General features: G+C 62.1%; 17 protein-coding genes. 12 read left to right on the top strand and 5 right to left on the bottom strand.

Annotated features, from left to right (window positions below; translation table 11 throughout):
• Positions 1–42 precede the first annotated feature (42 nt).
• The 8 genes from NSQ78_RS11460 to NSQ78_RS11425 all read left to right on the top strand — a co-directional run bounded on the left by NSQ78_RS11460 (position 43) and on the right by NSQ78_RS11425 (position 6,659).
• On the top strand, positions 43–393 hold the full coding sequence (locus NSQ78_RS11460) for a four-helix bundle copper-binding protein (protein ID WP_012480213.1): 351 nt from the start codon (positions 43–45) through the stop codon (positions 391–393).
• 178 nt (positions 394–571) lie between these two features.
• A complete protein-coding gene (gene copC, locus NSQ78_RS11455; protein ID WP_005413416.1) occupies positions 572–955 on the top strand; it encodes a copper homeostasis periplasmic binding protein CopC in 384 nt (127 codons plus the stop codon).
• A gap of 10 nt (positions 956–965) precedes the next feature.
• Positions 966–1,895 (top strand): copper homeostasis membrane protein CopD, encoded by a 930-nt coding sequence (gene copD / locus NSQ78_RS11450; RefSeq protein WP_017354978.1) that lies wholly within the window; start codon positions 966–968, stop codon positions 1,893–1,895.
• Positions 1,896–2,142: 247 nt separating this feature from the next.
• Positions 2,143–4,278 carry a copper-translocating P-type ATPase gene (locus NSQ78_RS11445; RefSeq protein ID WP_024957401.1) on the top strand — a complete coding sequence of 712 codons (2,136 nt, stop codon included), beginning with the start codon at positions 2,143–2,145 and terminating at the stop codon, positions 4,276–4,278.
• A 28-nt stretch (positions 4,279–4,306) separates the two neighbouring features.
• Positions 4,307–4,582 (top strand): hypothetical protein, encoded by a 276-nt coding sequence (locus tag NSQ78_RS11440; RefSeq protein ID WP_005413412.1) that lies wholly within the window; start codon positions 4,307–4,309, stop codon positions 4,580–4,582.
• Between the two features lie 74 nt (positions 4,583–4,656).
• Complete coding sequence (locus NSQ78_RS11435) at positions 4,657–5,208, top strand: DUF305 domain-containing protein (RefSeq protein ID WP_031269107.1); 552 nt, start codon at positions 4,657–4,659, stop codon at positions 5,206–5,208.
• A 153-nt stretch (positions 5,209–5,361) separates the two neighbouring features.
• Entirely contained in the window at positions 5,362–5,802 is a 441-nt protein-coding gene (locus NSQ78_RS11430; RefSeq protein WP_229298439.1) for a TonB-dependent receptor, read from the top strand.
• Positions 5,803–5,828: 26 nt separating this feature from the next.
• Positions 5,829–6,659 carry a DUF4198 domain-containing protein gene (locus NSQ78_RS11425; protein WP_005413408.1) on the top strand — a complete coding sequence of 277 codons (831 nt, stop codon included), beginning with the start codon at positions 5,829–5,831 and terminating at the stop codon, positions 6,657–6,659.
• Between the two features lie 104 nt (positions 6,660–6,763).
• On the opposite strand, the gene NSQ78_RS11420 is transcribed toward NSQ78_RS11425, so the two are convergent.
• The 5 genes from NSQ78_RS11420 to NSQ78_RS11400 all read right to left on the bottom strand — a co-directional run bounded on the left by NSQ78_RS11420 (position 6,764) and on the right by NSQ78_RS11400 (position 13,565).
• The gene (locus NSQ78_RS11420) at positions 6,764–9,904 is read right to left on the bottom strand and encodes a CusA/CzcA family heavy metal efflux RND transporter (RefSeq protein WP_005413407.1); all 3,141 of its coding nucleotides are present in this window, start codon (positions 9,902–9,904) and stop codon (positions 6,764–6,766) included.
• Complete coding sequence (locus NSQ78_RS11415; protein WP_005413406.1) at positions 9,901–11,415, bottom strand: efflux RND transporter periplasmic adaptor subunit; 1,515 nt, start codon at positions 11,413–11,415, stop codon at positions 9,901–9,903. Before NSQ78_RS11415 ends, NSQ78_RS11420 begins: the two co-directional genes overlap by 4 nt.
• On the bottom strand, positions 11,412–12,710 hold the full coding sequence (locus tag NSQ78_RS11410; protein WP_339206125.1) for a TolC family protein: 1,299 nt from the start codon (positions 12,708–12,710) through the stop codon (positions 11,412–11,414). Before NSQ78_RS11410 ends, NSQ78_RS11415 begins: the two co-directional genes overlap by 4 nt.
• Positions 12,711–12,789: 79 nt before the next feature.
• Positions 12,790–13,185 carry a hypothetical protein gene (locus NSQ78_RS11405; protein ID WP_005413404.1) on the bottom strand — a complete coding sequence of 132 codons (396 nt, stop codon included), beginning with the start codon at positions 13,183–13,185 and terminating at the stop codon, positions 12,790–12,792.
• A gap of 137 nt (positions 13,186–13,322) precedes the next feature.
• Positions 13,323–13,565, bottom strand: a complete 243-nt coding sequence (locus NSQ78_RS11400; RefSeq protein WP_224482004.1) for a cation transporter — start codon at positions 13,563–13,565, stop codon at positions 13,323–13,325.
• A gap of 315 nt (positions 13,566–13,880) precedes the next feature.
• Here NSQ78_RS11400 and NSQ78_RS11395 point away from each other — a divergent pair, with 315 nt between their 5' ends.
• The 4 genes from NSQ78_RS11395 to NSQ78_RS11380 all read left to right on the top strand — a co-directional run bounded on the left by NSQ78_RS11395 (position 13,881) and on the right by NSQ78_RS11380 (position 16,443).
• Positions 13,881–14,174: a BPSL0761 family protein gene (locus NSQ78_RS11395; protein WP_223224794.1), complete on the top strand. Its 294-nt coding sequence runs from the start codon at positions 13,881–13,883 to the stop codon at positions 14,172–14,174.
• Positions 14,175–14,296: 122 nt separating this feature from the next.
• A complete protein-coding gene (locus tag NSQ78_RS11390; protein WP_019184713.1) occupies positions 14,297–15,118 on the top strand; it encodes an SseB family protein in 822 nt (273 codons plus the stop codon).
• Positions 15,119–15,290: 172 nt separating this feature from the next.
• Entirely contained in the window at positions 15,291–15,923 is a 633-nt protein-coding gene (locus NSQ78_RS11385) for a hypothetical protein (RefSeq protein ID WP_021201832.1), read from the top strand.
• 88 nt (positions 15,924–16,011) lie between these two features.
• Positions 16,012–16,443 carry an NIF family HAD-type phosphatase gene (locus tag NSQ78_RS11380; protein ID WP_031269101.1) on the top strand — a complete coding sequence of 144 codons (432 nt, stop codon included), beginning with the start codon at positions 16,012–16,014 and terminating at the stop codon, positions 16,441–16,443.
• The last annotated feature ends 689 nt before the right edge of the window (positions 16,444–17,132 follow it).

Here is a 17,132-nt window from a genome sequence, read left to right as displayed (position 1 = left end):
CGGGCGCGCCGATTCTCGCCCGCGAGGAAGAAGGAGAACTACATGACTCACCATTCCGCAGCACACCGGCCCCAGGCCATGAACGAGTGCATCGACAACTGCACGCAATGCCATGCGATCTGCCTGGAGACCATCAACTACTGCCTGACCAAAGGAGGTGTTCACGCGGCCCCGGAGCACATCGCCCTGTTGGCGACGTGTGCCGATACCTGCGCAACCAGTGCCGACGCGATGCTGCGCGGTGCCAGCGTTCACGACGTGGTTTGCGGTGCCTGCGCGGAGATCTGCCGCCAGTGCGCCGATGCATGCGACGCCATGAACGACCCTGAGATGACGCGCTGCGCCGAAGTTTGTCGCCGCTGCGCGGAAAGCTGCAGCGCCATGGCAGCGTAATGCGTCGAGGATCCCGCCTGAGCCGGTGGGATCCTCGTCTCGCGAAAGCGGAAGTATCAAGAAAATCCGACAAATCGTGGTTTCAGTGACAGTCCGACATCTAACGCTTGTCGCATCGAACACAGCGCGGCCCCTCCCGAACGGGCTTTGCATCACATTCCAATGAGGATTTATCCATATGAAGTCGTCCAACGTCATTCGCTCCTTCGCGCTCGTCCTCGCAATCGCGGCCGGGCAGTTTTCGCTGCAGGTCGCGCACGCCCACGCCGCGCTGCAGCAGTCCACACCGGCGGCAAATGCGGTGGTGGCCTCGCCAGGCCAGATCGATCTCGTGTTCAACGAGACATTGATTCCGCGGGCGTCGCGTCTCAAGTTGCTCATGAAGCACGGCAGTTCCACCATGCCGATCGAGAATTTCACGACCGAGATCGTCAACAACGGCAAGACCCTGCGTGCCAAGTTGCCTGGACCGCTGGCTCCGGGCGTCTATACCGTGGAATACCGCGCCGTCGGTGGTGACAACCACCCCATGCCGGGCAGCTTCAGCTTCACGGTGCGCTGAGGAGTCGCGAATGTTCGACCTGTCGGCTTATGCACTGAGATTCTTGGAATACCTTGTCATCATGGTTCTTTTCGGGGTTCCACTCTTCGGTTGGTACGGGTCGCGTCGATCGGCACTCGCCGACGCCTTGGCCGGGTGGTCACTCATGGGCGTTCTATTGGCGGGTGCCGTAGCCGGTCTCGTGCTCACCGGGCTCGATGTCGTCTTCAAGACCGCGGGCATCATGGGAATGCCGCTTGCCGAGGTTGATCGCGCATCGCTTGGCTGGTATCTGCTCGAGACGTCCGCGGGCCGGGCAGCCATGGCGAGAGGCGCGCTGCTGGTCGCCCTGATGTTCGTGCTCGGATGGCATCGTCGCCGCGGGAAGGTGGAGACCGCCTTCCCGCTGGGGGCGATGCTGGCGGGCGGCGCACTCGCTTCGCTGGCATGGAACGGCCACGCCGCCGCTGGCGAGGGCTTGGCAGGCGCGGTCCGGCTTGCTGCAGGCATCGTCCATCTTCTCGCGGCAGGCGGCTGGATCGCAGCGGTCCTGATGTTCCTTGCCATGCTGCTGCGCGGCAAAGAGACGAACGGCAGCGGGCGTCTGCGATCAACGCATGACTTTCTGCATGGTTTTTCGACGCTGGGAACGATCTTCGTTGGTGCGCTCATCGTGTCCGGCATCGCGCACTACGGGGATCTCACCGCGTGGTCGTTTTCGGCCCTGTTCCAGAGCACCTACGGGAAGTTGCTGCTTTTCAAACTGGCCCTGTTCGCTGGAATGCTGGGTTTGGGAGCGCTGCACCGATGGACGCTGGTGCCGCGCTTGGAACGAGCGCTGACCAGCGGAGATCCCGCGCAGGAGGTGCGGGCTTTGCGGCAGAGTGTTACGGCTGAGGCCGCGCTGGCCATCTTGATCCTGATTGTTGTTTCAGTGCTCGGGACGCTCAGCCCCGAATAGCTGTGTAACCCGCAATGGCACACTGCCTTGGCAGTCCATCCCCACTAAAGCGAGCATCGGCATGAACTCACCGTCGTCCCATGACCATCACCATTCTGCAGGCGCAGCCCCTGTCGAGGCTGCGGATGGACGGGTCATCACCAATCCCGTCCGCTATACGGACGATGCTCCCCAGCAAGTTGAAGTGACCGCCCCAGCAGCGGTGGCCCAACCCAGCGGTACCCACGCCACGGTCTACACCTGCCCGATGCATCCGCAGATTCGTCAGCCAGGTCCCGGCACCTGTCCGATCTGCGGCATGGCGCTGGAGCCGGAGATGCCCTCGCTGGAGGAGGACGACAATCCAGAGTTACGCGATTTCACCCGAAGGTTCTGGTGGACGTTGCCTTTGACGTTGATCGTCCTGGTCTTGGCCATGCTGGGACACCGTCTGCCCGGCTTGTCCACGCAGGCGCGCACCTGGATTGAGCTCGTGCTGAGCGCCCCGGTGGTGCTCTGGGCGGGGTGGCCTTTCTTTGAGCGCTGCCTACAGTCCATCGGCAATCGCAGCCCCAACATGTGGACGCTGATCGGCATCGGCGTGGCCGCCGCGTTTGGCTACAGCGTGGTGGCCACCGTGGCACCGGACCTGTTTCCGGACTCTTTCCGCGAGCATGGACGGGTAGGGGTCTACTTCGAGGCGGCAGCGGTCATCGTCTCGCTCACCCTGCTCGGACAGCTGCTGGAACTGCGGGCGCGTTCCAAAACCTCGGCGGCCATCAAGTCCCTGCTGGGATTGGCGCCCAAGACGGCTCGCCGCGTCAAACCCGATGGGGGCGAAGAGGACGTTGCGCTGGATCACGTGCACGTGGGTGATCTGCTTCGCGTACGACCGGGCGAGAAGGTGCCGGTCGATGGGGAAGTCATCGAAGGCCGCGCCAGTGTCGATGAGTCGATGCTGACCGGTGAACCCATTCCGGTGGAGAAGGCTGTCGGTGATCACGTTATAGGCGCCACGCTCAACGGGACGGGCGCCTTAGTCATCCGGGCGGACAAAGTCGGATCCGGGACGGTACTGGCGCAGATTGTGCAGTTGGTAGCCCAAGCCCAGCGCTCCCGCGCGCCGATGCAGCGTATGGCGGACAAGGTGGCGTACTGGTTTGTCCTGGCCGTGCTGGCCACGGCGGTGCTCACGTTCTTCGGATGGGGTCTGTTTGGACCCGAACCGTCCTGGACCTTTGCCGTCCTCAATGCCGTATCGGTTCTGATCATTGCTTGCCCGTGTGCCTTGGGTTTGGCTACCCCCATGTCGATCATGGTCGCCACTGGCCGCGCTGCGCAGGTCGGGGTCCTGTTCCGCGATGCTCAGGCGATCGAGCAGCTACGTCTGATCGACACGTTGATCGTGGACAAGACCGGTACGTTGACCGAGGGGCGTCCAGCCTTTCGCGACACGCTCTCCAACGCCGGCTTCGACGCCGATCAGATCCTTTGTTTGGCCGGCAGCTTGGAGCAGGGCAGTGAGCACCCCTTGGCCGAGGCCATCGTGGCTGAAGCCCAGCGACGTGGCTTGAACCTGGTGGCCGCCCAAGATTTTGATTCGCTCACCGGCCAAGGCGTCCGCGGGCGCGTGTCCGATCAGGATGTCGTGCTCGGCAACCAAAGCCTGATGGCGTCGGTTGGCGCCGATGTAGCACCTTTGCAAAGCAGCGCCGAGCGTCTTCGGAAAGAAGGCGCTAGCGTGATGTTCCTGGCGGTCAATGGTCGGTTGGCCGGCGCCATTGCGGTGGCTGATCCCATCAAAGCCACGACCTTGCCTGCCTTGAACCTGCTACGTGCCGATGGCCTGCACGTGGTGATGGCCTCCGGTGACGCACAGGCGACGGCCGAGGCCGTGGGGCGCACGCTGGGCATCGAGGATGTGCGTGGTGGCGTCAAGCCGCAGGACAAGGCCGACCTGGTCCAGCAACTCAAAGCCCAGGGTCGTCGCGTGGCCATGGCTGGCGATGGCATCAACGATGCGCCGGCCCTGGCGGCAGCCGATGTGGGCATCGCGATGGGGACGGGCACGGATGTGGCCATGTCCAGCGCCCAGCTCACCCTGGTCAAGGGTGATTTGAGGCGCATCGTGCAAGCCCGTGCCATCTCGTCTTTGACGGTGGCCAATATGAAGCAGAACCTGGGCTTCGCCTTCGTCTACAACGCCATCGGCGTGCCTATCGCCGCCGGCTTGCTGTATCCCAGCTTCGGCCTTTTGCTCAGTCCGATGATGGCGGCCCTGGCCATGAGCCTGAGCTCGGTTTCGGTGGTCACCAATGCCCTGCGTTTGTCCGGCTCCACCGTTGTTGCCACCCCCCACCCTGACCGCGCCGATGAGCCTGCGCGCGGCCATTCCTGTCACTGATGGCTCATATCCCACAAGGAGTACTGCAATGAAGCGTTATGCCTCCCTCTCGATGATGGCCTTGTTCCTGATGGCGGGCGCGGCCTTCGCCGGCGGCCAGACCACCACGCCCACCACCGACCACGGTCAGCACAAGCCGGCGGCGGCCGATGCCGATTTCACCAAGCTCGATGCCAACAAGGACGGCTCGCTGTCCAAGGAAGAACTGGCCAAGCACAAGCTGGCGCCGCACTTTGGCATGCTCGATAGCAACAAAGATGGCAAGCTGAGCCCGCAGGAATTCGCTGCCGGCAAGGGTATGTAAGTGTTCTCAGCCCGGGAGCTGTTCCAACAGTTCGCGGGTTCTTCCGCCGTTCTGCCATTCCCACGGAGATTGTTATGTCCTCTTCGCACGGTACGCACGAAAACGCGCAAGACCCGCAGTCCCAGCACGCAAAACCGCACGCCTCACACCAACCTGCCCACCAGGCACAACAAGGGCATCAAGGCCATTACGGCCGCCTGTTGTTGATGATGGGCCTGTCTTTCGTGGCCATGTACGCATTGATGTACGCAATGGTCGATCAGTGGGCTAACGTCTATAACAACGTGAACCAGTTCTACATGGCGGGCCTGATGGCCGCTCCCATGCTGCTGATCGAGCTGTGGCTAATGTCCAGCATGTACCCCGATCGCCGACGCAATCTGATTCTGGCTGGTCTGACGGTGGCGTTCATGCTGTTCTGCTGGTGGGGCATTCGCACTCAAGCAGCGGTCACTGACAAACAGTTCATCCGTTCGATGATTCCCCACCACGCTGGCGCCATCCTGATGTGTGAGGAGAATCGTCTGAAGGATCCTGAGTTGGTGAAGCTCTGCCAGGACATTATTACCTCGCAGACACAGGAGATCGCGCAAATGAAGCAGTTGCTGGCTGAGCGTTCCCATTAGCTCACTGCCTTTTGCCAGCCGATATCACTTCACTGAGCCTGCGCACTGACCATTCGGTGGATCAAACGCGCGGCCACACGTGCGGTGGCTTGATCCGGATCCAGGGGCGGACACAGTTCCGCCACGTCGACCACACGTACCTTGCCCGAGGCCATGACCAGATCCAGCAGGGCTTCCAGGACCTCCAGACTCACCCCGCGTGGGTTGGGGGCGCTCACGCCCGGGGCCACCACCATTGAGTACGCCGGCAAGATCACCAGCGGCTTGGGTAGCTACACCCAGTGGCGTGGCTTGGGCTCACTGCGTATGGGCAAGAACCGTTGGACCGGCGTCTATTCGGCGCAGTACATCGGCAGCGCGGACGACATCATCGCCGTGCCCGACACGATCGGCTCGCATGTGTCCAGCGTGGTGTACCACAGCCTGCAACTGAGCTACGGCATCAAGAAGAAGTGGGATATCTCCGCCGGCGTTGAAAAAGTGCTCGATAAGAAGGCGCCGTTCGTGAAGAACAACCCCAACACCGACACCGACACCATGACGTACGACTTGCTGGGTCGTCGCTGGAATGTCCGCTTTGGTTACCACTGGTAAGCCACGATCACGAGGAGCTACACATCATGAGAAACACGCAACTATCCGCCACACTACTGCTGTTCGCTGTGGCCGGCAGTGCCGGTGCGCACGACCTGTTTGTCGCTTTCTCCAAGCCTGGCACCGCAGCGGGCGAGGCGAACACAGCGTTGGTGAACAATGGCACCTTCGATGAAAGTGCAGGTGCAGTCACCCGAGCGCGTCTACAGGACGTTTCGCTGAGTCAGGGCGGCGCTAAGGCTGCACCGGACTTGGCCAGTTGGAAAGAGGTCGGCAAGCAGAGCCAGCTCACCGTGCATCCGGCGGGCGAGGGCACCTATCTGCTGGGGGTCTCGACGATGGCCTCCACCAGCACGCGTACGGCCAGCGAGTTCGGCAAGTACCTGGAGTTGGAAGACTTGCCCGATACCCTGGCCACCTATGATGCGAGCAAGTTTCCCAAAGGGGTCACCTATAGCTATACCAAGCATGCTCGTACCATTGGACAGGTGGGCACAAAACTGACCGACGATTTCGCTGCCTCGCTGGGCTATCCGCTGGAGATCCGCTTGGCCCGCAATCCTGGAAGCGTGAAGGTCGGCGAACAGCTGTCGTTCCAGGTGCTGCAGCAGGGCACGCCAGTGCCCAACCTACGCGTGTACGTCGGTCATCGTGCTGACGCACCGGTCAAGGGTGGGCACGGTAGCGCTACGCTCCTGCGCACCGATGCCCAAGGCCAAGCCAGTTTCCAGGTGACCACCGCCAAGACCTGGTACATCCACACCAATCACATTGTGCCCTCTACACAAAAGGGTTTGGATTTTGTGTCGGATCGGGCGTCGCTGAGCTTTGAGATTTCCCCGCACGCCGGGCACTGATAAGTAAGCATGTAGGCGGTACTCTCCCCTTTGACGCCAGTCATGACTTCTTCCATGACTGGCGTCTTTTTGTGGGGACTTACCTCAAGTGCTCAGTCTGTCTCTCATTGGTCGCCCCGCGCCGCACGCAATCCACGTCGCCGCACTAGATAGAACGCTGCGGGAATCACCACCATAGAGAGCACCGGTGCGGTGAGCATGCCACCCAGCATCGGCGCGGCGATACGTTGCATGACCTCCGAGCCGGCACCGGCACCGACGAAAAGCGGAAACAACCCGGCCAGGATGACGGCTACCGTCATCGCCTTCGGGCGCACCCGTTGCACGGCGCCTTCGTAGATAGCCTCTTGCAGGGTAGACACATCTTCCGGCGCACCGCTGGCCAAGCGCTGCTCCCAGGCATGACGCAGGTACAGCAGCATGATGACGCCGAACTCAGCCGCAACGCCGCCCAGGGCGATGAATCCGATCATGCTGGCCACCGAAATCGCATGGCCCAGCCCCCAGATCAACCAGAAACCGCCCACCAACGCCAAGGGCAAGCTGAGCAGGATGATGGATACATCGCTAAGCCGGCGAAACACCATCCAGATGACCAGGAAGATGATCGCCAACGCCGCGGGCACCACCCATTGCAGGCGTGCCAAAGCCCGTTGCAGATACTCGTACTGCCCCGACCACGCCAGACCATAGCCGGCAGGCAAACTCACCTGGGTCTGCACCGCGGCTTGCAGGTCCTGGACCACCGATCCCAAGTCGCGATCGGCCACATCCACGTAGATGTAGCCCACCAACCGGCCGTTATCGCTCTTGAGCATCGGCGGGCCTGGGCTGATTGACAGCTCCGCCACCTGGCTCAAGGTCAGTTGCACACCGCCTGGCGCGATCAGCGGCAGATCCTGCAAGGCCTGCAACGAGTCACGCTGGCCACGGGGGTAGCGCAAGACGATGGGATAGCGTTCGCGCCCCTCGATCGTTTCCCCGATTGGATCACCGCCAACGACCGTGGCAATCAGTTGCTGGAGTTGGCCTTGAGTGAATCCGTAACGTGCAGCGATTTCCGGGCGCACCTGTACATCGACATAGCGCCCACCCGTGACGCGTTCGGCCAGTGCCGAACTCACGCCGGGCACAGTCTTGGCCACCTGCTCGATCTGCTGGCTCAGGCGCTCGATCTGCTCCACATCGGGTCCGGAGACCTTGATCCCAATCGGGCTCTTGATGCCGGTGGCCAACATATCGATGCGATTGCGAATGGGCGGGACCCATAGGTTGGTCAGACCGGGAATCTTGACCGCTGCGTCCAACTCCTGGCGTAGCTTCTGGGGGGTCATGCCCGGGCGCCATTGATCCCGCGGCTTGAAGGTCACGGTGGTCTCAAACATTTCGATCGGTGCCGGATCGGTCGCACTTTCGGCACGGCCCGCCTTGCCGAACACGTGCTCAACCTCCGGTACGGTCTTGATCATCCGGCCCGAGAGCTGGAGCAACTGACGGGCCTTGTCGGCGGACAGGCCGGGCAGGGCCGTGGGCATGTACAACAGGCTGCCTTCTTCCAAGGGCGGCATGAACTCACTGCCCAACCGGCTAAAGGGGATCAAGGTGAGCACTAGCAGCAGGCCGCTGAGCAGCAAGGTGACACCGGGATGTTTGAGGACCCACAGCAGGATGGGCCGATAGCCAGCGATCAGGATGCGATTGATGGGGTTCTGCTGTTCCGGGCGGATGCGGCCGCGGATCAGGTAGCCCATCAAGACGGGGATCAAGGTCACCGACAACCCTGCTGCGGCGGCCATCGCGTAGGTCTTGGTGTAGGCCAGAGGCGAGAACAATCGCCCTTCCTGCGCCTGCAGGGCAAAAACCGGCACGAAAGACAGGGTGATGACCAGCAAGCTGGCGAACAGGGCCGGTCCGACCTCGGCCGCCGAGCGGGCCATCAGCTGCCAGCGCTCCTCACCCTGAGGTTCCCGGCCGTGCGCCTCCCGCCAGTGCTCCAGATGCTTGTGTGCATTTTCGATCATCACCACCGCTGCATCGACCATCGCACCAATGGCGATGGCGATGCCGCCTAATGACAGCAAGTTGGCGGAGATCCCCTGGGCGTGCATCACGATGAAGGCCGCCAGGATACCCAAAGGCAGGGTGATGACGGCCACCAACGCCGAGCGTAGGTGCCACAGGAACAGCAGGCATACCAGCGCTACGACCAGAAACTCTTCGCCAAGCTTGTGGGTGAGGTTGCGTACCGCATCCTGGATCAGCTCGGAGCGGTCGTACACCGGCACCACTTCCACGCCCTCGGGCAAGCTGGATTGCAACGCCTGCAGTCGCGCTTTGACGTTCCGAATGGCCCCCAAGGCATCCTTGCCGGTCCGCAGGACGATCACGCCGCCGGCCACCTCACCTTGACCATCCAACTCTGCGATACCACGACGGAAGACCGGCCCGCGACTGATCGTGGCCACCTCGCCGAGCAGGACGGGGATGCCGTCGTTGCCGGTTACCGGCACCTGTTCGAACGCCTCCTGTGTGCGCAGGTAGCCTTCGCTGCGCACCATCAGTTCGGCTTCGCCTTGTTCGATCACCGAGCCCCCGGTAGCGCCGTTGGCCGCATCCACCGCCTCGATGAGCTCGGCCACCGTCAGTCCACGGGCCGCCAACGCCTGCGGATCGGGCTGGATCTGCCAGGCGCGCACCGCACCGCCCACACTGGCTACTTCAGCCACGTCCGGCACGGTTTTTAGCTCATAACGAAGAAACCAGTCCTGCAACGCACGCAGCTGCCCCACATCACGTTGACCTGTCCGATCCACCAAGGCGTACTGGTAGATCCAGCCCAGTCCTGTCGCATCAGGACCCAGCGCCGGATTCACATTCGGCGGAAGTCGATCGCGTACCTGGCTCAAGTACTCGAGCACTCGAGAGCGCGCCCAGTAAAGATCAGTGGCATCGTCAAACAGGATGTAGACGAATGAATCACCGAAGAAGGAGAAGCCGCGTACCGCCTTCACGCCCGGCACGGACAACATCGTGGTGGCCAACGGGTAGGTGACCTGGTCTTCGATGATGCGCGGGGTTTGCCCCGCCCATTGCGTGCGGATGATGACCTGGGTATCGGACAGGTCCGGCAGCGCATCCAGCGGCGTGTTCTTTACCGACCAGATACCGACCACCGCCAGCAGCGCGGCGGCAACCAGCACCAGCACGCGATTGGCGATGCAAGCATGGATCAGGCGCGCGATCATGGTGTGCCCTCCATCGCTTCGGACATGACCTCGCTTGCCTGGCAATCAGCGGCTGCGGCGGGGCCGAACTTGGGTACCAACTGCATATCCATGAACGGTGACTTGCCCGGCTTGTCGAAATGCTTCTCCGGCACCATCGGGTCATACCAGTACTGCACCGGGCAGCGCGGCGGCGTAGAGGTGGAGGTGTCTGGCGCGACAGGCGCCGGCTGTCTGGACGGTGACGGCACGACAGTGCGTGGTTCGTGCCCGGCGTCATGGCGCTCGTGCACACCTGATGCGCTGGCAGGGCGTGTCGGTTGTGCAGCACCCAGGCGCTCCAACGCACCGGAGAGACTGGCTTCGGAGTCGAGCAAGAACTGACCCGAGACGACCACGCGTTCACCACCGGCCAAGCCTGCCACGATCTGCGTGCGCCCTTGCACGCTACGTCCCACACTCACCCGCACTGGCCGGAAGCTCCCGTCCGGATCCTGCACGATGACCCGGCTGTCCCGCCCGGTGGCGATCAGCGCCTCCGTGGGAACGACTGGCAGGGCCTGCTCGGCGTCGGGCTGCACCAGAACCTCGGCGAACATGCCCGGCACCAGCCGACGCTGCGGGTTGCGCAGCACAATTCGCGCCCGCTGCGTGCGACTAGCCATGTCGACCTGGGGAAGCAACGCCTGGATCTGTCCGGCAAAGCGCTCTGCCGGCCAGGCACTGACCGTGGCCTGCACTGAGGTCCCCGGCCGCAAGGTGCCCAGCGCTGCCTGGGGTACCGAGGCCTCCAGCCACAACGTGTCCAGCCCATTGATCTTGAACAGTGGCGTACCGGGCATCACCGTCTGTCCCTCGCGTGCCAGGATCTCGGTCACGACACCACTGTGGTCTGCGCTAAGCACGACGCCACTTCTGGCCGAGGCGCCAGAAGGAACACCCAACGAACGCAACCGTTGTTGCGCCGCACCCTGCAGCTCACGCGCGCCCGCGGACTGAGCTTGGCTCAGGGCATGTGCTTCGGCGATGGCCGCGTTCCATGCCGGGGCCTGCACGGTGGCCAGCGTTTGACCACGACGAACCTCGGTAAACGGCGCCTTTACCTGCACGTGGGTGATCAAGCCTTCCATGCGCGCACTGATCACGCTTTCCTGGGTCAGATCCCACGTCAGTGTGCCCGGCACGCGTACGGCAGTCCCTAGTAACTCTACCGTCACTTCCTGAGTGCGTATGCCCACGTTCTGCTGCAGGCGCGGATCGATCTGCGTTCCGCCCCCTATGGCCTCATCTGCGTATTTGGGCAGCAACTCCATATCCATGAACGGAGATTTGCCCGGCTTGTCGAATCGCTGCTCCGGCGCCATGGGGTCGTACCAGTACAGCACCTTGCGTGCTTGATCTGCGACGCTCGTGCCGGGGGGCGGGGTGGTATCAGAGGTTCGAGTCATCCAGGCGTAGCCGCCGGCAAAGCCGAGCGCCAGCAACCCGAGGGCCACGGCGAGCTGTGTGAGACGCGTCTTGGTCGGGCTCATGGCGTGTTCTCCGCATGGGGTAGCAGATAGGCCAGTGCCGCCCAGGCACGGCCCTGTTCGCCCAGCAGACGGGCGTTCTCCAGGTGCAATTCGATCTCATCGCGCCGCGCTTCCAGCCACGGCTGCAGGTCGGCACCGGCGCCGTAGGCGGCCAACGCCGTGCGTGCACGATCGCGCGCCAAAGGCAGGCTCTGCGTGTTCTGGCGCTCCAACTGGCCGGTTAACCCGCGCCATCGCGCTATCGCGCGTTGCACCGACTCGGCTTGGATGCGCCGGGCCTCATCGCGCTCTGCGGACACCGCCTCCAGCTCGGCCCGCCGTGCCGCGATGCCTCGTGCTTGGCGGTTCTTCTGGAACAGCGGCAGGCCCACACCCACTTCCACCATGAGCATGTCGCTGCGCGCCATGCCGTCGGGTGCGCGCTCGCGACGTCCGTAGGTGAGCTCCACACTCCAATCCGGGCGGGTTTCGGCCACGGCCGCATCCACCTGGGCCTGGGCTAAGCTCTCGCGTGCCTCCCAGCCCAGTAGTGGCGTGTGTTGGTCCAGTTTGGCCAGCAGTTGGGTGGGCTCCAATGGCAACTGCGAAAAATCCGGTGCCGCACCACTGGCCAAGATCGCCTCTGGTGCAATACCCAACCACCGCGCCAGGCCGGCCTGCGCGGCGGCGTGCTCCGCATGTACCTGCTCCAGGCGATTGTCCAACTGCAGTAGGGCGGCCTGGGCGGCAAGCACATCACTGGCCCCGGCCGTGCCGCCTGCCAAGCGAGCACGCGCCGCACGCTCGGCTATACGGGCCGGCTCGCGCAGACCTTCCAACGCATCTACGGCTTGCTGCGTACTCCACAGCTCGATCCAGGCCAGCGCGGCCGCTTGGGCCACCATCTGCTGTTCGGCCATCGACAGTGAGCGCGCTTGCGCCAGCGTCGCTTGCGCCAACGCGTGCTCGGCACGTCGTTTCGCACGCGCAGGAAACTCCTGCATCAGACCGATTTGCTGGGTGGTCATCTCATCGGCCCGCAAGCTGAAGGCATCGGGTCCGCTGACGGGCCAGTTCGCCAGCCCCACGATCAAACGTGGGTCGGGAAGCGCGCCAGCACGCGCGGCTTCTTCGGTACTGGCATCGATCTGCGATCGGCGCACCTGCAGGGTTGGGGCGTTAGCAAGCGCCCGTTGTAGGGCTTCTGTGTAGCTGATCGGGATAGCGGGCGATGCCGCCAGCACAGGACCACTGAGCGCCAGGGCAAACACGAACCCACACGCCATCTTGCGCCTTGCACGCAAGAAGAAAGACATCTCCATAAGACCTCCGGGAAACGACAACGAGCGCGCTGCAACGCATGCAGCACGAGCACGGGTCAATCCAGGAGGGGGCTTAAATCAGCAGGCTACAGAAGCGCTGCAGGGGAGGCGGATCGGACACGCACACCGGAACATCCCGATACAACTGCGCGTGTACCGGTGGCAACAGAGCCTGCACCAGCGCGAAGGCGGCCAGCGCGGGCTGGTAAGGCACTTGAGGGGCCTTCGCATCGGCCGTGGCGATGTGATCGCGCTGGCAATGCTGGTCGCACAACGCCGGAGCATCGGGATCCGGCGTGGACATCTCTTCGCAACCGACCATCAGGGTCGCTTGTCCAGCTTCCACCGATTCCAGCGGACAGGCGTAAGCCACCAGCGCGAGTTGCTGCAGCAGCAGCGCCCACAGTCCCAGCCATGCCAGTCGGGCACGAGAACGGGGTCGCCGCCATCGCCTCAGCAGCCTCACCATGACAGCTCCCGCACGCCCGAAGCAGCGCCTGCGGACGCTGGGCAGATCAGGGCAGGGGACGTGCGAGCTCTCATGATGGCCAGTCTAGCCCTCTTGGGGCCGACTGTCATTGATCAGGATCAAGCCCTCGCGCGGACTCAGCGGTGGCATCCGCCGCAGCAGGAGGATGCGACGGCCGGGGCGGCCGGCGTACCAGCCTCAGAAGGGAGCACCGCAGCGATCACATAGCCTTGCCGCTGGATAGCCTCAACCGCCTGTTCTACGGCAAGCAGGCCCTCGATCTTGACCACGCCACTGCCCAGATCGACGTCCACCTGGGCGTGGGGGTCAAGGGCCTGAATGGCTTGGGTGACCGTTCGGACACAGTGACCACAGGTCATACCTTCAACAACGAGATTCATGGACAACCCTCCAAAAGCATCGGCGGTTTGCCGACGGCGTGACGATGAGCCTTCCCACGGTGGGAAGGTCAAACGACAGGCAAGTTGAGTGGTAATCCGTCCCGCGTTGTTGACCTTCCCATCATGGGAAGGCTCAGGCTACCTGCTCGTTCCTATTGGCCCTCACTCCATGGACATAACGCTCACTTATGCGAATTAAGTTATTGATTATATTACATTAATACAGGAATCGCAAGGTCTGTAGTTGCACCGTGCCCTGGCCGGCCACAAACGCGATAAGCTAAGCATTCCTTAGTGCTAGTCATTCTTGATGTCATGACGATGCCATCTGAGCGCACCCGCAATGTGCTGCAGGCGGGCGCGTTCCTCAGGCAGCTAGCGGCCAGCCAAGCCGTGCCTAAAGAGGTGCGGCAAGAGGCATATCGACTGCTGCGGCACTATCCAACCGTCAGCGACATCGAGGCGATTGCTGAGCACGAAGAGCGGCTGCGAGCGCTGACCCAGTCGGCCTTCGTACGACCCTACCTGAGCAGCGAGATCGAGGCGGATTGGTTCTCCGGGTACCCGCTCGGCCCTCATCGCATCTGACCATGAAGCAACCGAGCAGGCCGCGTGGAAGAGGGACTACGTCTGCGGAGACAGCGCTGGAGGCTTCCTTTGAACGGGCCCGCGACAGTGCGGCCGAGGAACGCGCATTCTTCAAGCGACTGATGGATGCGATCGTGTACGTGCATGCGCCCATCTCGGACGACGCGCAGACACTGCGGCTGGTCCAGTTCCGCCATCCTGACGGTTTCGATGCGATCCCTTTCTTTACCTCGCTCGACAAGGCGCAGGCGGCCAGCTCGTCTGCTGTCAGAATTCTGGGAGTTTCAGGCCGTGAGCTGCTAACCGGTACTCGCGGCGCGACGTTGATGCTCAATCCCAACTACGGCGGCGTTGTCCTGTACCCGGAAGAGGTTGCGACATTGTTGGATACGGGCTTTCTGGCCAGGGTGGAACGTCTGGCGCCGGCGGAGTTCGCGGTGAGACCTGCCCAGGCCGCGCCGGCTTGGCTCGCTCCGGCCATCAGCGGCAGCCTTGAGCACGCCGACTTCGTCTCGTCGGCCTATCTCCTGGAAACTCACTCGTCAGGGGGCGTCGAACAGCCTCCCGGTCTGTTGATCTGGCTGGTGGTGGACCTGGCTTTCGCCGAGCGGGCGGCTCGTCTGGTGACCACCGCCATACAGCCCTTATGCTCAGATTTGGACGTCATCATCGACTTGGCGGTCCACGACGTATCGCTGCCTTTGCCGGCGGGCTTGGATGATCCCCAGATCCTGCCCATATTTTTTCACGAGAATCAAGCCAACTTGAGCACAGCTCATCGGCCTATGAGCCCTGAAGATAAGCTACTAGCACTCCTTCCGGGATTGACCGAGGAAGAGAAGGAACGGCGGACCCGCGAGGGTATGGCCGACGTCGACGCTGGACGTACGATCCCGCACGAGGAACTACTGCAATGGATCAGGCGACGGTCAGAGCCTTCTTGAAGGTTTCCGTTGGGTCAGGAGCGTGGAAACTCTTGAATCCAATATTCAAGAAGGGCACGCGTGCCTGAGCAGTACTCCAGGAATGCCTGTGTCACGCGGCTTCTGGTTCAATCAAGCCTAGGTCTGTAATCCACGAACTGCCTGACGTCGAGGGGTGTTTCCTCGTTGAATCATGGTGTTAGAGACGATTCGGCTGTTTTTCTCACGAATCCCTGCCGACCTTCTTGAAAAACTGAACCAGACCTACCCAAACGCTTCCGTAAGGCAGGTGGTGAGAGGGCAGGTTAAGCACATCAGGGATAGCAATCCCAAGGAGATAGAAGCGCTACGACAGGAGGCCAACGATCAACTTCCTACTATCGCCGAGCTAAAGAGGGTCAGTGCGGTTGATCCAGAGTTCCGGATGGAAAACAGCTTCTTTGGGCCCAAGCCAGTCATCACCGCCCGCATCATCAACCGCTCAACACTGCCATTGAGCGAAGCGAGCTGGAATGCGGCGCTGTACATCAATGGCGATGTACAGCCTGTAGCCACGTCGAAGGTGCGCAGCGATTTCCGTTCCATCGAAGGCCTCAAGCCCGAACACCATGTTACGGCTCGATTCACTGTCGGATTCGTCAAGGGCGATAAGGCCTGGACCACCTTGGCAATTCGTCAAGCTACATCCACACGCGTCGAGCTGGAGATGATCCCTGAGACAGCAATGGACTTTACGGACAAAGCCTATCTAAGTGCCGATCTTCAGAAGCGCATTGATTTCCTTGAGAACCAACTCAAGCAAGCGAGCGAGTTCGAAGATGTCTGATGCTACCAAGCCCCGCCGGCGGATCACCCTCCGGCGGGGCTTGGTAGCGGTACCGACGTTCACCCCCGCCAAAGAGGACCATTACACAATGCGCCCGTCCATCCTCGCCTTGGACTTAGAAGGAACGCTGATTTCCAACGCTGTAAGCCAGATCCCGCGCCCGGGCCTCTACGAATTTCTGGAGTCGGCAAAGTCGCTCTTTGAGGGTCTAGTCATCTTCACCACAGTTCCGGAGCCTAGATTTCGCGAGATTGCCGACCTATTGGCTTGCGAAGGAGCGGCCCCGGGTTGGTTTGCCCGCTTGCCATACATAGACTGGACTGGGCCGACGAAGGATCTTGCCAACGTTTCCCAGCCCATCGGCTCTGCATGGCTACTAGATGATTACGCCCCCTATGTACAACCGGGACAGGAACATTGCTGGGTCCCGGTTCAACTGTTTTGTTCTCCTTACCCCGAGGACGACGCGGGACTGGACGATGCCATCGAGGCAATCCGTAAGCGACTGAACGAGTACTAGAGGGCCATCTCTTGGCCAGCGTCCAATGGGCCACAGGCTCGCCGGTCAACCAAGGTCCAGCGCTTCGTTGGAGAACCGTCGATATAGACCTGGGGGGGCGTTTACCGCGATAGAGTCCTGAGCCCCCTCAAACCATCTCATGGACCCGTGGCAGCTGGTCGGTCTACTCAGACTAGAAGCTAAAGCTGCCAACTGCCGCTAGGTTCCAGCCAGTACGCCATGCCCAGCGGCAGGAAAGTCTCCATTGCAACGTCCAGGATCAACGGCTGACGCCAACCCTGACCAGGCAAGAAGCAAAAATCCTTCCGGGCGAGGGTTCCAGCTTGCTCGCGTCCAGCTAACCAGATGCATCTGCGTTTTATCTCGCGATCAAGTGCTCGCCTCGCGGCATGCTCATCCAAACCGCTTTGTATGAACTCCGAGGCAGAATTTCGCATGCTCGCCCACAGCACGTAGCGCTTACGCCCCAAGCTGAGCGCATTCCATTCAGGCGATCCAATCGACTGAAGCCCGTCGCCTAGCTTCGGGTCCAACCGATGCTTCCGCAGAAGGTTTGCCAAGTACGCTCGAGCTTCGGTGGATGCCAGTGAAATTCCGAGATTCCGCCTCGCACTGGGCGTGCACTCAGCCGCCCACTGGGTGAGCGACCGGGTCAATGCCGACTCAAGGTTCAAGTCACTGCGAGACCA

The organism is Stenotrophomonas sp. FSL W7-1447 (assembly GCF_037966425.1).
In the GTDB taxonomy this organism is placed as follows: domain Bacteria; phylum Pseudomonadota; class Gammaproteobacteria; order Xanthomonadales; family Xanthomonadaceae; genus Stenotrophomonas; species Stenotrophomonas pavanii.
The sequence above is the reverse complement of the archived record's forward strand: the minus strand, read 5'-3'. Positions and strand labels throughout refer to the sequence as shown.

What these genes read in the sequence shown, in the direction of transcription:
- NSQ78_RS11415 (WP_005413406.1), bottom strand. Translation starts at nt 11,415, where the DNA reads ATGAGCCCGACCAAGACGCGTCTCACACAGCTCGCCGTGGCCCTCGGG.
- NSQ78_RS11440 (WP_005413412.1), top strand. Translation starts at nt 4,307, where the DNA reads ATGAAGCGTTATGCCTCCCTCTCGATGATGGCCTTGTTCCTGATGGCG.
- copD (WP_017354978.1), top strand. Translation starts at nt 966, where the DNA reads ATGTTCGACCTGTCGGCTTATGCACTGAGATTCTTGGAATACCTTGTC.
- NSQ78_RS11430 (WP_229298439.1), top strand. Translation starts at nt 5,362, where the DNA reads ATGACCAGATCCAGCAGGGCTTCCAGGACCTCCAGACTCACCCCGCGT.
- NSQ78_RS11445 (WP_024957401.1), top strand. Translation starts at nt 2,143, where the DNA reads ATGCATCCGCAGATTCGTCAGCCAGGTCCCGGCACCTGTCCGATCTGC.
- NSQ78_RS11425 (WP_005413408.1), top strand. Translation starts at nt 5,829, where the DNA reads ATGAGAAACACGCAACTATCCGCCACACTACTGCTGTTCGCTGTGGCC.
- NSQ78_RS11460 (WP_012480213.1), top strand. Translation starts at nt 43, where the DNA reads ATGACTCACCATTCCGCAGCACACCGGCCCCAGGCCATGAACGAGTGC.
- NSQ78_RS11385 (WP_021201832.1), top strand. Translation starts at nt 15,291, where the DNA reads ATGGTGTTAGAGACGATTCGGCTGTTTTTCTCACGAATCCCTGCCGAC.
- NSQ78_RS11380 (WP_031269101.1), top strand. Translation starts at nt 16,012, where the DNA reads ATGCGCCCGTCCATCCTCGCCTTGGACTTAGAAGGAACGCTGATTTCC.
- copC (WP_005413416.1), top strand. Translation starts at nt 572, where the DNA reads ATGAAGTCGTCCAACGTCATTCGCTCCTTCGCGCTCGTCCTCGCAATC.
- NSQ78_RS11435 (WP_031269107.1), top strand. Translation starts at nt 4,657, where the DNA reads ATGTCCTCTTCGCACGGTACGCACGAAAACGCGCAAGACCCGCAGTCC.
- NSQ78_RS11410 (WP_339206125.1), bottom strand. Translation starts at nt 12,710, where the DNA reads ATGTCTTTCTTCTTGCGTGCAAGGCGCAAGATGGCGTGTGGGTTCGTG.
- NSQ78_RS11400 (WP_224482004.1), bottom strand. Translation starts at nt 13,565, where the DNA reads ATGACCTGTGGTCACTGTGTCCGAACGGTCACCCAAGCCATTCAGGCC.
- NSQ78_RS11420 (WP_005413407.1), bottom strand. Translation starts at nt 9,904, where the DNA reads ATGATCGCGCGCCTGATCCATGCTTGCATCGCCAATCGCGTGCTGGTG.
- NSQ78_RS11405 (WP_005413404.1), bottom strand. Translation starts at nt 13,185, where the DNA reads ATGGTGAGGCTGCTGAGGCGATGGCGGCGACCCCGTTCTCGTGCCCGA.
- NSQ78_RS11390 (WP_019184713.1), top strand. Translation starts at nt 14,297, where the DNA reads ATGGATGCGATCGTGTACGTGCATGCGCCCATCTCGGACGACGCGCAG.